The following is a 12,929-nucleotide window of genomic DNA, read 5'->3' as shown; positions in this document are numbered from 1 at the left end:
GGGTCAGCATTGGCCCGTTTTGTTTTTTCCGCCCCCCGCCTGCGCCTTGGCTGCCCCGGCGCATCTGTTATCATGCCTCTTCTGTCTTTGTTATCTCATTGAACCTGCTGGAGAAACCATGTCCCGTACCCTCTATCTGCTGCGCCACGGCCAGACCCGTTACAACGCCGAACTGCGGCTGCAGGGGCGCTGCAACTCCGAACTGACCGCCAAGGGCGAAGCCCAGGCCCTCGCCATGGGGGCTCGTCTGGCCAAGCTCCTGGCGGAGCCTGCCGACTGGACCCTTTACGCCAGCCCCCTCGGTCGGGCGCGCCAGACCGCGGAGCGGGTGTGTCAGCAGCTTGGCTTGGACCAAGCGCGTATCGTCTGGGACGAGCGGCTGGTGGAGTTGGGGATGGGGGAGTGGGAGAGTCGCCGGGTGCCCGAGCTGCTGGCGGCCCACCCCGAGCTGGATCTGGAACAGCCTGACTGGTATCTGCAAGCCCCTGAGGGGGAGAGTTTTCAGAGCATTCAAGGCCGGGCGCTGAGCTGGCTGCAGGATGAGCAGATCGCCGAGCGCGCCATCGTGGTCTCCCACGGCCTGTTCGGCGCCATGCTGCGCGGCGCCTATGCGGACTTGGATTACACCACCACCTGGCTGCAGGAGCTGCCGCAAGATGCCTTCTTCAAACTGAGCGACGGCCGCATCGAGCGGATCCCCTGCTGACCCAGACCAAAATGGCTCGCCATTGGCGAGCCATTTTTTTATGAGCGCAGAAGGCACGTTATTCTCGCACCAGCCTGGGCAGCGCCTGATAAAGGGCCTCACGTTTATGTGCCTGGTTGACGCCATAGTGCAGCTCACGGTGGCAATTAGGGCAGAGCGCCACTGTGTTACTGATGGTATCCGAACCCCCTTCGGCGAGTGTGCGCAGATGATGCACCTCTAAGAAGGCGCCCCCCGTGGTGGCATGAAAAGGGGCCGGTTGTGCGCAGCTTTCGCAATGGCCTGCCGCCGTCATCAATACCCAAGCCTTCACCTTTGGATCTCGCCCATAGCTTGTGTTGGTTGCATAACGCTGCTGTGGTTCTTGGATGCCGATGGGCGTGGGGAGTACTGGCTTGATCTTGTAGCGGCTCACTTGATGCTCAAAAGCAGCCTTGCCGGTATAGGGTTGGCCATCGAGTTCACAGAGCAGTCGCTCTATGATGGCGGCATTGTGGGGGCCCACGTTTTTAGCCGGTTTGAGACCTGATACCCAGGTCCGCCCTAGCAGGGCGCAGATATAGGAAATGTTCTGCATTCGATATTCGAATGCCTTCTCGGTGCGGCCAAACTGGTTAGCAAGTTCGGTGTAATAGCGTTTTTTGACGAAGGGGATGCCATTTTGCTCCATGGTGCGCATCGCCAGGTAGACGCTGACCGTCGCCCTTAGTTCCTCTTCTGTCCATGTCCCGCGCAAAACTGGCTCCTCAGCACTGTTTCTCGGTCGCCTTGAGCCCCGACATGATCGGGATGGCCCCATCCGAGTTACCTGATATGGCGCGCATCTTAATCCAATCGACACCTTATTTCAGCTGTGTTGGCACAATAATGTGTTCATCATCAAGCAATTAGCTGATAGTAAACGGTAGGCTAGAGTGGGTCCTTTAATTAGGGGCTTAGCGCAGGGGCGTCACAAACGTCAGTTCACCCAGGTCAACCACAAGGAGGTGGTGATGGATCCGGTTTCTTATCTTTTCTCGGCTTATCTCAATCTGGTACAGCAGCAGGTATCGGATATTTATGGCACTGAGCTCAAGTCGCTGGTGGTGGAGTATGAGGGGGAACAAATCCCCTTTGCCTTCCAGTTTTGGCAGCTGCAGCCGAAAAGCGTCTGCCGCAGCTACGAGCAGGATGCACGGCGCTTCAGCCAATGCACCGTCAAGGCGGCAGCGCTATTTAGCAAGCTGTGCGATCAGTTGTCGCGCCAGGATGACAGCCACTCACAGCAGCCTCAGTATCGCGCCATGTATTGCGCCGCTTCAGTTAACTACCGCCCCATGATCGCCGACATTCGCGAGAGCAAACCGGATGCGGCCCGGCAGGCTGAGCGCGCCTGCAATCAAGCCATTCTGGCCGCGATGGACAGTGATGATGAAACCCTGCTGGCCCAGCGTGATCAGGCGTGTGGTCCGCAGCAGTGAAGGCCACCGCCGCCTTCACTCAGCTAGCGGCTTTGCTCGGCCATCTTTGCGCCATTCGGCACAGTTGATTGGTAGACAATTGGGTATGATGAGGGCGCCCACAGGCCCGTCTGTCGGGCCAGCGCTATCGACACACATCAGCCAGGAGGGGACATGATCAGCCATATCGACCATCTGGTATTGACGGTCAGTGATATCGAGCGGGCCGTCGCGTTTTACAGCTCAGTGCTCAACATGGAAGCCATCACCTTCGGGGCGGGGCGCCGGGCCCTGCGCTTTGGCAACCAGAAGATCAATCTGCAACTGCTGGGGCAGGAGCCGCGCAACCGGGCGCAGGTGGGTTCGGGGGATCTCTGCCTCATCACCCGCTGGCCGCTGGAACAGGTCATCGCCCAGCTCCATTGCCACGGGGTGGAGATAGTGGAGGGGCCGGTGACCAAGAGCGGGGCCTGCGGCCCCATCGAGTCGGTCTACTGCCTGGACCCGGATCAGAACCTGATTGAGATCAGCCGTTATCCCTGATGGCGCTTGGCATCGGGTGACGGCCAGTGGATGTCGCCCTGCCGGGACGATCGGGGCAAGTGGCGAGAGGCCTCGCGCTGGCCCCATCCTGACGTACAGCCTCAATGAGCCCTGGCCAGGGCTCTCTAAAAGGGAGCCTCGCTCTCCTGCGCATCCTGTAGAAACTGTTCCCGCTCCGCCTGATAGGCGGCTTCGTCTTCGCTGTCCCAGACCGGGGTTGGCTGCTTGCCGGCCGGCGGTTGGGCTGGCGCGGTCAGCGTCTCTATCACCTTCTCCTGCAGATAGGGATAGAAGGGGTTGGAGGAAGTACGGGTGAGGGCGCCGGGGTTGACGATCAGCACCCCGCGCTCACCGCGCAGTGCCAGGCCCCCCAGGTTGATGCCGTATTGTTCCCGCTGCTCGGGCCGTGGCGCCATGCCGTAGAGGGGGTCATCCATCGGGAAGGGCAGGGCCACGTGGGAGAGGGAGTAGATCTCCCTGGGGTAGTCGATGTCGAGAGGCTGGATCTGCTCAGGCCCGCCACCGGCCGGCAAACTACTGGCCTGGGTGCGGGTGCTGGCGGGAGCCTGGTTGCCCACCACCGTCAGCCGGTAGGAGAGCGGCGGGCGCGGCAGCAGGTGGCTCAGCGCCAGTTCGGAGGCGCTGCTCAGCAATGGGCCGAACAGGGTGCCGCGGTTGATGTCGAACAGCACCAGCTCGCTGCCGTTGGCAGGCAGGAAGTGATAGAGATCGGCGATGATGGAGCGGGTACTGACGGTGTAGTCCATCACCGACTGGAAGGTGAGGGTGGGCGGGAAGGCCGCCAGCTCGCCGCTGGCGGCCTGCTCACGCACCTGCTGCTGGATGGCGTGGGTCAGCCGGTAGGACTGGCGTGCGCCGTTGACCGGAAACGAGTTGTACTTGAAGGGGTTGAACTCCGGCATGGTGTCGAGCCAGGCGGCGCTGGCAAAGGCGGGCAGCAGGGCGGGCACCGCCTTGAGGCCGGCGAAGCGGGCAAAGCGGGTCACCCCTATCATGGGGGAGATAAGTACCAGCCGATCCGGCCTTGCCAGTGCCCCAGTCTTGTCACCTTCCGCATCGAGCGCATATTTCACCGCCAGCGCCCCGCCGTTGGAAAATCCCACCAGATGCAGCGGCAGCGGGCTTGGCGCTAGCACCCTGGCCTCGCGCACCGCCAGCCGGGTGGCGGCCAGCCAGGTCTCCCAGTCGATGTCGACCAGCCCGGCCGGCACGGTGCCGTGGCCCGGAATGCGCAGCCCCAGGGCGATGAAGCCCTGCTCGCGGTAGCGCTGGGCCAGGTGGCGCAAGCTGTAGGGGGAGTCGGTCAAACCGTGCAGGAACACCGCCACCCCTTTCACCTCGCCGCTCGGGCGCAGCAGATAGGAGCGGTTCCAGTCGGTTGCAAAATGAGCCGGATTGATGGGGGCATCCTGATAGTAGCGATTGCTGTCGAGCTGCTGCTCCGGCGGCGTTCTAGCGATCACCTCCTTGGTCACCAGCTCGAACAGCTGCTGCTCGTGGGCCAGATAGGCCTGCCAGTCGCTGTTATCGAGCTGCTCGGCGCTGAGCTCGGGCGGTACCAGGGTGTGCCAGGGCTGCAGCGGCGCCGCCTGCCAGGCGAAGTAGGCTACCAGGGCCCAGCCGAGCAGCAGCAAGCCCAGCAGGCTGAGAAGAAGGCGGCGAACGAGGTGGCGGGTGCGAGCCAGCATGGGAGAGTCCTTGGCACTGATAAAAGAGGGGCGGCCCCGCGTCCACGGCGGCCGTACTAAGGGTCGAAAGCTGGCTTAAAGCCTAAGGGAAACAAGGTGATAAGTACAGACAGTGAGCGGCTCATCCGAGCAAACAGAGGGCAGCCCCGGGGCTGCCCTCTGTGGTAATGCTGTCCGTCTTCGTGGTTGCTGGCGGCGTCAGCAGACCCCTTGAGCCAGCATGGCGTCGGCCACCTTGACGAAGCCGGCGATGTTGGCGCCGCTTTCGTAGTTCACGTGACCCGTATCATCCTGGCCATAGTGTACGCAGGTGGCGTGGATGCTGGTCATGATCCCCTTGAGGCGGGCGTCCACCTCTTCCCGGCTCCAGCAGAGGCGTTGGGCGTTCTGGCTCATCTCGAGGCCCGAGGTGGCGACCCCGCCGGCGTTGGCGGCCTTGCCCGGGGCAAACAGCACCTTGGCCTCGTGCAGGCGGCGGATGGCGGCGGCGCTGCTCGGCATGTTGGCCCCCTCGGCCACCAGTTGCACGCCATTGGCAATCAAGGTGACGGCGTCCGACTCATCCAGCTCGTTCTGGGTGGCGCAGGGCAGGGCGACGTCCGTCTGCAGATGCCAGGGGGTGCGGCCGTTGAAAAACTCCAGCCCCTCTTCGTGGGCGTAATCGGCGATGCGTTTGCGCTGCTCGTTTTTGAGCGCCATCAGTCGCGCCAGTTTCTCGGGGGTAAAGCCTGCCGGATCGTAGACGGTGCCGCCAGAATCGGAGGCGGTGATGACCCGGGCGCCGAGGGCCATCGCCTTCTCGATGGCGTACTGGGCCACGTTGCCTGAACCGGACACAGAGACCGTCATGCCGTCCAGGGATTGCCCCCGGTTGGCCAGCATGGCCTCGACGAAATAGAGCAGGCCGTAACCGGTGGCTTCCGGGCGGATCAGGCTGCCGCCAAAGGAGAGCCCCTTGCCGGTAAAGACGCACTCGGCGCTGTTGGTGAGCTTCTTCATCATGCCCGCCATATAGCTCACTTCGCGCCCGCCCACCCCGATGTCACCGGCCGGCACGTCGGTATCGGCGCCGAGGTGGCGATGCAGCTCCAGCATCAGCGCCTGGCAAAAGCGCATCACCTCTCCCTCGCTCTTGCCCTTGGGATCAAAATCGCTGCCCCCTTTGCCGCCGCCCATGGGCAAGGTGGTGAGGGCGTTCTTGAAGGTCTGCTCGAAGGCGAGGAACTTGAGCACCGAGGTATCCACCGAGGGGTGAAAGCGCATCCCCCCCTTGAAGGGGCCGATGGCGGAGCTGTGCTGTACCCGGTAGCCCCGGTTCACCTGCACCTGGCCTCGATCATCCACCCAGCTCACCCGGAACTGGATCAGCCGCTCCGGCTCCACCAGCCGCTCCAGCAGGCCGTGCTGCAGGTAGCGGGGGTGGCGCACCACATAGGGCCAGATGGAGGCGATCACCTCGCTCACGGCCTGAATGAACTCCGGTTGATGGGGGTTGCGGCTGGCGACCTGGGCCAGAAAATCCGCCTGGGAGAGGGAATGACTCATCTGTAACTCCTGTAGTGAAGGGTAAAAGTGGCCTCTTGCCAGAGAAAAGTGCACACCCTGCAACCAAATTTATGGTTTTTGTCAGGCCTGGATGCAGGTGAATATTTGGTGTTTTTCGCGATTGGGCGAAAATTGTTGTGCGAATCGCCGAAAACAGCAGAAAAGAGCGCCGGAAGGGGCAGATAATTCGCGCGAATCAAAATCTTTTTATGCATTTTTGATTAATAAATAGCAAGAAAATGTTGCTGTCATTTGGCTTGGGTTATTGTTTATTGCATATTTCATGCATCTTTATAGCGTAGCGAGAGAACCCCGCACAACGGCGGAAGTGGCCATTACCATGCTGACTTCGGCGGTGCCGGCGGCAATCGAATGGCCGCGCATGACGATGCAATACCGGGGGCTGGCCGCGTGACAGGGGGCGCATTTTGCAAGAAGGGGGCGGGCCGAGTGCAACTATCCGGCGTGTGTCAGGGGGCAATATGTTAATGTGTCGGCGCTTTTTGCCGGACAGGTCGGTAACGGCCTTTTTTGAAGATGGAATGATATGCACAATTTTGAGTTAGTGAACCGGCAGTGTGCCGCCCTGATGACCCGGATCCAGGCCGCAGGCCAGTGGCAGGTGACCCATGCTGGCTGATGAATCCATGCGCCTGAACAAATACATCAGCGAGAGCGGCATCTGCTCGCGTCGCGAGGCCGACCGCTTTATCGAGCAGGGCAACGTCTTCATCAACGGCAAGCGGGCCGGGGTGGGGGATCAGGTGTTTGCCGGGGATCTGGTCAAGGTCAACGGCCAGGTGATCGAGCCGCGCGAGGCGGACAGCCTGGTCTTCATCGCCCTGAACAAGCCGGTGGGCATCGTCTCCACCACCGAGGCGGGCGAGAAGGACAACATCGTCGACTTCGTCAACCACAGTACCCGCATCTTCCCCATCGGCCGGCTCGACAAGGACTCCCAGGGGCTCATCTTCCTGACCAACCACGGCGATCTGGTCAACAAGATCCTGCGGGCGGGCAACGATCACGAGAAAGAGTATCTGGTGACCGTCGACAAGCCGGTCACCGACGAGTTTATCCGGGGCATGGGCGCCGGGGTGCCGATCCTGGGGGCCGTCACCAAGAAGTGCAAGGTGAAGAAAGAGGCGCCGTTCGTGTTTCGCATCACCCTGGTGCAGGGGCTGAACCGCCAGATCCGCCGCATGTGCGAGCACTTCGGCTTCGAGGTGACCAAGCTCGAGCGTATCCGCATCATGAACGTCAGCCTCAAGGGGTTGCCGGTGGGCGAGTGGCGCGATCTCACCGACGACGAGCTGATTGAACTGTTCAAGCTGATTGAAGACTCCTCCTCCGAGGTGAAACCGGCCAAAGGCGGGCAAGCTGCCGCCGGGCAGGGTGGTAAACCCAAGGCATCCGCCGCGCAAGCCGGCAAGCCGGCACCGGGCAAAAAACCGCGCCGGGATGATGACCACGAGATTGGCGGGCGTCCCAACGTGCCGGGGCCGTCGGCATTTGAAAGCAAGAGCCCGGCCGGTAAGGGGGCTGCCGGTAAAGGCGGCGCGGCCAAAGGTAGCGCAGGCAAAGGCGCCCCTAACAAGGGGACCAAACCGGCGGCCGGCAAACCGCGCGCCGGTCAGGGTGGGCGGCAGAAGAAGGGGCGCTAAGCCCCCCTCTCACTCCCTGCGTTGACAGTAAAAAACACCGGCCACAGGCCGGTGTTTTTGTTTTGGCGACTGAGCTAGGCGGAAGGGTTGTCCCGTGTCAACGGAGCCGTGGTTTCGTTGCTGGATTGTCGCATCGCCCTCGGGTAGTAACGCGGGTCGAGGCGCAAGACCAGCAGGCTCATCAGCACCAGGCCGGCCAGCTGCCACTGCCAGGCGGCGGCGAAGTCACCGCTCAGGTGATGCAGGCGGGCCGCCACCCAGGGGCCGGTGGCTGCCAGCATGAAGCCGAATCCCTGCATCAGGGCGCTGAGGGTGCCGGCGCGGCGCGGGTCGGGCAGGTGATCGAGCGCTATGACCATGATGAGGGAGAAGCTGCCGCCAAGCCCGGCGCCGCACAGCATGCACCAGAGGATGGGGGCGGCAGTTGGCGCCAGCCAGAGGCCGCCAAAGCCCGCCAGTTGCATGGCGATGGCCAATCCCATCCAGGGGCGGCGGTCGAGTCGGCGGGCGGCCAGCAGCGGCAGGCCGAGGCCGCTCACGGTCTGGGCCAGTGCCAGCCAGGCCACCAGCTCGCCGCCCTGCTGGGGGCTCCAGCCCTGCGCCATGTAGGCCGGCGCGAGCCAGGCAACGACGATGCCGTAACCGCTGTTGATGATGCCAAAGCAGCTTATCAGCAGCCAGCTGCGGGGCAGGCTGATGAGGCGCTGCTCGCCGCCGCTTGGCACTGCCACCGGCGTCGCGGGCAGCCGTACTCGCCAGCCGAGCCAGCCCATGGCCAGCAGCACCGGCAGGCTCCACAGCGCCAGCGCCTGGGACCAGTCGAGCCGGGCGGCGAGCTGCGGGGTGAGGCTGGCCCCCAGCGCCCCGCCCCCCATCATGCAGGCCGAGAAGATGCCCATCACCAGCGGCACCTTCTGCGCAAAGGCCTGCTTGATGAGGCCGGGCAGCACTCCCTGCACCAGGGCCGAGCCCAGCCCGCAGAGGGCGGCACTGGCGATGAGCAGGGCGCCGCTGGCCGCCTCGAAGCGCATGGCGCTGCCCATGCCCAGCAGCAGCAGGGCAGCCCCCAGCAGCTGACGCGGCCCGGTGCGACTGCGTAGGGCCGGGGTGAGCAGCACGCCGCCGCCGATGAGCCAGAGCGGCAGCAGGGTCAGCCAGGCCAGGGTATCCATGCCAAGTCCGAGCGCCTCGGCAATGTCGCGGCTCAGGGGGCCGATGGCGGTGAGAAACGGCCGCAGGTTGAGCCCGATCAGGATCACCAGCACCAGCAGGGCCTGCTGCTGGCGCCTATCGATGCGGGCCTCAACCATGGTCTGGTGCACCGTAGAGCTCGGCGGCGGCCAGCGGGCTCGGCAGCTTGATAAGCGGCAGGGGGGCTGGCGCGAGGGGCAGGCCCAGCTTGTGGTAGGCGGCCGTGCTGTCAAAGCCGAACGGGGCCGCATCCTCGTTATCGAAGGCATAATAGACGGCGGCAATGCCGTTCATCACCAGGGCGCTCAGGCACATGGGGCAGGGGTGACCGCTGGCGTAGACGATGGCGCCCGCCAGAGGCCCGACCTGGCTGGCCTGGCGCAGGGCTTCCAGCTCGGCGTGGCGGGTGGGGTCGCCATCCTGGTGCATGCCGTTGACGGCGCTGGTCACCAGCTGGTTGTCTCGCACCAGCAGGGCGGCAAAGGGGCGGCCTCCTTGCTGGCGGTTATGAAGGGCCAGTTGCAGCGCCTGCTCCAGCCACTCCTGATGGCTGGGGTTGGCGGTCAGCGACGCGATCAGGCGTGAGCCGGCGGGTTCGGCAAGGGAGTGGGGCATGACGGATCCTCGAGGCAAGGGGAGGAGACCAGCCTAGCGGGGGAATCAGTCATGGGGAAATTAAATGATAGAATGACATCCAGTGGTTTTGTAAATGGAGTCGCCATGCTGGATCCCCTCTTGCTGCGCAGCTTTGTCGCCATCGTCGACAGCGGCAGTTTTACCCGCGCCGGTGAACGGGTACACCTCACCCAGTCCACCATCAGCCAGCAGATGCGGCGCCTCGAACAGCAGCTCGGCTGCCCGCTGCTGGACCGCTCCGGTCGCCAGGTGGTGACCACGGCAGAGGGGGAGAAGCTGCTGGGGCTGGCCCGCAGCATCCTGGCCCTGCTGGCCCGGGCCGAGGAGCAGGTGGCCGAGGCCAGCCTGCAGCTGAGCCTGGGGGTCCCGGAGGATTTTGCCGCCGGCGCCATCGCCCCGGTGCTGGCGGCTTTTGCCCGCGATTACCCGCAGGTGCGGCTGGAGGTGCACAGCGGCCTCAGCCACGAGATCTGGCAGCGCTTCGAGGCTGGCGAGCTGGATCTGGCGCTGGTCAAACAGGCGCGGGGACAGGGGGCGCCGCGCGCCTGCTGGCGCGAGCCGCTGGCCTGGGTCGACAGCCGTGCCTGGCCCGCCAGCGAGCGGGATCCCTTGCCGCTGGTGGTGTTCCCGAGCGAAGGGCTCTATCGGCGGCAGGTGACCGAGGCACTCGACGGGATGGGGCGACGCTGGCGTATCGCCTACGTCAGCGCCAGCCTGGCCAGCCTGCAGGGGGCGGTGAGCGCCGGGATCGGGGTCAGCTTGCTGCCCCGGCGCTTGCTGCAGCCGGATCAGCAGGAGCTGACCCACTGGCCAGCGGTGGTGCCGGTGGAGCTGGCGCTGCACCTGGGGGCGGAGCGCGGCGAGCCGCTCACTCGCCTCTGTGAGGCCCTCATCAGCCTGTGTGATCGGGTGATGGGGCCCGCTGAGCGGTGAGGGGACGCAGGCAGATGCCTGCTTAGCGCACCCTGGTGCGCACGATGAGCAGGGTGATGAGCGCCAGGGTGAAGACGAGCGGAGCCCAGGCACCGTGATGGCTCACCAGGGTGGCGCCAGCGGCAGCCACCCCGGCCACTCCCTGCTGCAGGAAGCCGCACAGGGCCATGGCGTAGGCGCCGTGCTCGCGGCCATCGCTTACCGCCAGCGCCATGCTGTTGGGAAAGAGCACCGCCTGCCCGAAGATGATGAGGCAGTAGCAGGTCATCATGGCCACCAATCCACCGCTGCCCTGCAGGGCGCCCAGTGCCCAGAGCAGCAGCATGCCGCTGGCCGCCAGCAGTATGAGCGCGGCCCCCTGGCGCATCAGCTGGCGGCCTCCCACCTGGGCGACCCGCCGGTTGACCGTCATGGCGCCAGCAAAGTAGGCGATACCGATCAGCAACCCCAGGCTGCCGAAGGTGGTGACCTCGAGGGCAAACCCCTGCTGCAGCACGAAGGGGCTCACCTCCTGCAGGGTCACCGTGATGGCAAAGCCGATGCCGCCGGCGCAGGCCGGCCAGAAAAAGCCGGGGCGGCGCAGCAGGCTGGCGTAACGGGCCCACATGCCACCGCTCGTCGCCGCCGGATTGGGCCCCTGCAGGGGCAGGCTGCTCATCAAGAGCAGCGCCAGCACGCCAACCCCGGCCATCAGCACGAATCCCAGCTGCCAATGGGCATAACGGCTGATGAGGCCGCCTATCCACTGACCGCCGCCGAGGGCGGTGATAAAGGCGATGGAGAGCACCGAGAGGCGGCGCGCCAGCTCATCGCCGTGCCAGTGATCCCGCACCAGGATGCGGGCGATGATGGCCGCCCCGCCGGCCGCCACCCCTTGCAGGGTGCGCAGGATCAAGAGCAGCGGCCCCTGGCTGGTGGTGGCCAGCAGCAGGCTGAGGCCGACGAACAGCAAGAGTGACAGGGCGAGGGGCAGCCGGCGGCCGTAGCGATCGGCGGCGGCGCCCCAGAACAGCACCGGCAGGGCGGCGCCGATGACGAACAGCGAGATGGAGAGCTCGGCCCCTTGCCTAGTCATGGCGAGATCCGTCATCACCACGGGCAGGGAGGGAAGGTAAACGGTGGTGGCCATCTGGGCCATGAAGACGATGAGGCAGGCCAGCGTCATGATGCGGGCGGAGCGGCTCCAGAGACCGGCCTGGTCGAGACATTCCTGGTTATCCATAACAATTCTCGGGCAGTAAGGGAGCCATATCCTTGCACTGCCCGAGCGCCGAGTCAGCCCCTCGTCTGGGTTAAACCTTGCCGGTTTATCAGGGCCGCGAGCACTGGATGCTCAGGCGATGACCTGGCGCGGCAGCACGGCTAGCCAGAGTTCGACCTCGCCGCTGCCGGTGTCCGGGTCAAAGGCGGCGCCATAGCGCTCGAAGTCGGGTTTGTGGGCAGACTGGTAAGCGGACTGCGCCAGCCAGTCCAGCGCCTGCTGCCAGGTATGCGGCATGGCCGAGACATGCCCCTGATGCAGGAAGACGGCATAGGTCTGGGGCTCGATGCGCATCCGCCCCAGCGTCTTGGGCAGCACCTCCAGCGCGGCGACCTCCACCGCACACATGTATTCGCACTCGGTGGCGGTCACGCCGCAGATGACGCCATAGGCATGCTCGCCCAGCTGGCCCGGCAGCGGGCCCAGGGCGCTGAAATCGCGCCATTGGCCACCGAAGTCGGCGTGGGCGAAGGCATGGTGACGACGCAGGCCGCCAAGCAGCATGGGGCGGCCGGTTTCAAAACGGATGGGATCTGTCATGACACCTCCTGGGCAGGATGGGGTGGCAGCGCTGCTGCGCTCAGCACTCCTTGCCTTCGTTGAGCTTGCGCTGATAGTCCGCGGAGACGATGGCCAGCGCCGCCAGGGCGAGGGCTGGCTCAATCCGGTTGGTCTCCAGCAGTTCGATGAGATCCACCGCGAGCTGGACCTCGGGCGGGGCAGTTTCCAATGACATGACAGACTCCATAACGGGGAAAACGCCATTATACAGAGCCGCTCCCGGATGGGGACCTGTCTGGTGTTGCGGGCGACCCGGCTAGAGGTGCTGGCGCATCTCCTGCTCGATCTGCTCGCGCAGGGCCATCAATTTGAGGGCGTACTGTTGCAACTGCCGATCGCTCTCGTTTTGCGGTTGCCACTGGGGCACCTTGCTCGGTTTGCCGTTCTCGTCCATGGCCACGAAGATGATGATGCAGTGGGTAGTCTTGTGGCGCTCCCGGCTGGCCGGATGGCGGCTGTAGACATCCACCGCCAGGTGCATGCTGGTGGTGCCGGTGTGGATCACCTGGGCGTGCACCTCCACCAGCTGGCCTATCTGGATGGGGCGCAGAAAACGGATCCCCCCCACATAGACGGTCACCGCGTAGCCGCCGCACCAGCCGGCGGCGCAGGCGTAGCCCGCCTGATCGATCCACTTCATCACCATGCCGCCGTGTACCTTGCCGCCGAAGTTGACGTCGGCGGGCTCGGCCAGAAACTGCAGGGTCAGCTCGCGGGGTGGGGTCATGGGGGCTCCTTGAT

14 protein-coding genes are annotated in these 12,929 nt (G+C 64.6%); 5 read left to right on the top strand and 9 right to left on the bottom strand.

What is annotated here, in order from left to right; all coding sequences use genetic code 11:
* Positions 1-118 precede the first annotated feature (118 nt).
* Complete coding sequence (locus PG899_RS00465) at positions 119-706, top strand: histidine phosphatase family protein (protein WP_077095539.1); 588 nt, start codon at positions 119-121, stop codon at positions 704-706.
* A 58-nt stretch (positions 707-764) separates the two neighbouring features.
* Here the strand turns inward: PG899_RS00465 and PG899_RS00460 are convergent, their stop codons facing one another.
* A complete protein-coding gene (locus PG899_RS00460; RefSeq protein ID WP_232105234.1) occupies positions 765-1,442 on the bottom strand; it encodes an HNH endonuclease in 678 nt (225 codons plus the stop codon).
* A gap of 256 nt (positions 1,443-1,698) precedes the next feature.
* Here PG899_RS00460 and PG899_RS00455 point away from each other — a divergent pair, with 256 nt between their 5' ends.
* The gene (locus PG899_RS00455; protein ID WP_190283645.1) at positions 1,699-2,166 is read left to right on the top strand and encodes a hypothetical protein; all 468 of its coding nucleotides are present in this window, start codon (positions 1,699-1,701) and stop codon (positions 2,164-2,166) included.
* A gap of 153 nt (positions 2,167-2,319) precedes the next feature.
* The gene (locus tag PG899_RS00450) at positions 2,320-2,688 is read left to right on the top strand and encodes a VOC family protein (RefSeq protein ID WP_010634411.1); all 369 of its coding nucleotides are present in this window, start codon (positions 2,320-2,322) and stop codon (positions 2,686-2,688) included.
* Positions 2,689-2,813: 125 nt separating this feature from the next.
* Here PG899_RS00450 and PG899_RS00445 read toward each other — a convergent pair whose 3' ends face one another.
* On the bottom strand, positions 2,814-4,397 hold the full coding sequence (locus tag PG899_RS00445; protein WP_190283644.1) for an alpha/beta hydrolase: 1,584 nt from the start codon (positions 4,395-4,397) through the stop codon (positions 2,814-2,816).
* A gap of 198 nt (positions 4,398-4,595) precedes the next feature.
* Positions 4,596-5,942, bottom strand: a complete 1,347-nt coding sequence (gdhA, locus tag PG899_RS00440) for an NADP-specific glutamate dehydrogenase (RefSeq protein WP_077095535.1) — start codon at positions 5,940-5,942, stop codon at positions 4,596-4,598.
* Positions 5,943-6,571: 629 nt separating this feature from the next.
* Here gdhA and rluF point away from each other — a divergent pair.
* Positions 6,572-7,606 carry a 23S rRNA pseudouridine(2604) synthase RluF gene (gene rluF / locus PG899_RS00435; protein WP_024943742.1) on the top strand — a complete coding sequence of 345 codons (1,035 nt, stop codon included), beginning with the start codon at positions 6,572-6,574 and terminating at the stop codon, positions 7,604-7,606.
* 74 nt (positions 7,607-7,680) lie between these two features.
* On the opposite strand, the gene PG899_RS00430 is transcribed toward rluF, so the two are convergent.
* Together PG899_RS00430 and PG899_RS00425 are read right to left on the bottom strand one after the other, a co-directional pair.
* Complete coding sequence (locus tag PG899_RS00430) at positions 7,681-8,916, bottom strand: cyanate transporter (RefSeq protein ID WP_024943741.1); 1,236 nt, start codon at positions 8,914-8,916, stop codon at positions 7,681-7,683.
* Positions 8,909-9,412, bottom strand: coding sequence for a nucleoside deaminase (locus PG899_RS00425; RefSeq protein ID WP_024943740.1), 504 nt, complete (start codon positions 9,410-9,412; stop codon positions 8,909-8,911). The genes PG899_RS00430 and PG899_RS00425 overlap by 8 nt, the downstream gene beginning before the upstream one ends.
* 105 nt (positions 9,413-9,517) lie before the next feature.
* Between PG899_RS00425 and PG899_RS00420 the strand changes: the two genes are divergently transcribed.
* Positions 9,518-10,366, top strand: coding sequence for a LysR family transcriptional regulator (locus PG899_RS00420; protein ID WP_024943739.1), 849 nt, complete (start codon positions 9,518-9,520; stop codon positions 10,364-10,366).
* A gap of 22 nt (positions 10,367-10,388) precedes the next feature.
* On the opposite strand, the gene PG899_RS00415 is transcribed toward PG899_RS00420, so the two are convergent.
* The 4 genes from PG899_RS00415 to PG899_RS00400 form a co-directional block, all read right to left on the bottom strand.
* Entirely contained in the window at positions 10,389-11,588 is a 1,200-nt protein-coding gene (locus PG899_RS00415) for an MFS transporter (RefSeq protein ID WP_024943738.1), read from the bottom strand.
* 111 nt (positions 11,589-11,699) lie between these two features.
* A complete protein-coding gene (locus PG899_RS00410; protein ID WP_024943737.1) occupies positions 11,700-12,167 on the bottom strand; it encodes a GyrI-like domain-containing protein in 468 nt (155 codons plus the stop codon).
* 40 nt (positions 12,168-12,207) lie between these two features.
* Positions 12,208-12,363: a pleiotropic regulatory protein RsmS gene (gene rsmS, locus PG899_RS00405; RefSeq protein WP_005299504.1), complete on the bottom strand. Its 156-nt coding sequence runs from the start codon at positions 12,361-12,363 to the stop codon at positions 12,208-12,210.
* An 81-nt stretch (positions 12,364-12,444) separates the two neighbouring features.
* Positions 12,445-12,915 carry an acyl-CoA thioesterase gene (locus PG899_RS00400; RefSeq protein ID WP_024943736.1) on the bottom strand — a complete coding sequence of 157 codons (471 nt, stop codon included), beginning with the start codon at positions 12,913-12,915 and terminating at the stop codon, positions 12,445-12,447.
* Positions 12,916-12,929 lie beyond the last annotated feature (14 nt).

Origin of the sequence: Aeromonas sp. QDB39, assembly GCF_027707585.1 — a bacterium.
Classification (GTDB): Bacteria; Pseudomonadota; Gammaproteobacteria; order Enterobacterales; family Aeromonadaceae; genus Aeromonas; species Aeromonas hydrophila.
The sequence above is the reverse complement of the archived record's forward strand: the minus strand, read 5'-3'. Positions and strand labels throughout refer to the sequence as shown.

Coding starts and splice junctions, on each gene's coding strand:
- rluF (WP_024943742.1), top strand. CDS start 6,572: ATGCTGGCTGATGAATCCATGCGCCTGAACAAATACATCAGCGAGAGC.
- PG899_RS00445 (WP_190283644.1), bottom strand. CDS start 4,397: ATGCTGGCTCGCACCCGCCACCTCGTTCGCCGCCTTCTTCTCAGCCTG.
- PG899_RS00420 (WP_024943739.1), top strand. CDS start 9,518: ATGCTGGATCCCCTCTTGCTGCGCAGCTTTGTCGCCATCGTCGACAGC.
- PG899_RS00430 (WP_024943741.1), bottom strand. CDS start 8,916: ATGGTTGAGGCCCGCATCGATAGGCGCCAGCAGCAGGCCCTGCTGGTG.
- PG899_RS00425 (WP_024943740.1), bottom strand. CDS start 9,412: ATGCCCCACTCCCTTGCCGAACCCGCCGGCTCACGCCTGATCGCGTCG.
- gdhA (WP_077095535.1), bottom strand. CDS start 5,942: ATGAGTCATTCCCTCTCCCAGGCGGATTTTCTGGCCCAGGTCGCCAGC.
- PG899_RS00450 (WP_010634411.1), top strand. CDS start 2,320: ATGATCAGCCATATCGACCATCTGGTATTGACGGTCAGTGATATCGAG.
- rsmS (WP_005299504.1), bottom strand. CDS start 12,363: ATGTCATTGGAAACTGCCCCGCCCGAGGTCCAGCTCGCGGTGGATCTC.
- PG899_RS00455 (WP_190283645.1), top strand. CDS start 1,699: ATGGATCCGGTTTCTTATCTTTTCTCGGCTTATCTCAATCTGGTACAG.
- PG899_RS00400 (WP_024943736.1), bottom strand. CDS start 12,915: ATGACCCCACCCCGCGAGCTGACCCTGCAGTTTCTGGCCGAGCCCGCC.
- PG899_RS00410 (WP_024943737.1), bottom strand. CDS start 12,167: ATGACAGATCCCATCCGTTTTGAAACCGGCCGCCCCATGCTGCTTGGC.
- PG899_RS00465 (WP_077095539.1), top strand. CDS start 119: ATGTCCCGTACCCTCTATCTGCTGCGCCACGGCCAGACCCGTTACAAC.
- PG899_RS00415 (WP_024943738.1), bottom strand. CDS start 11,588: ATGGATAACCAGGAATGTCTCGACCAGGCCGGTCTCTGGAGCCGCTCC.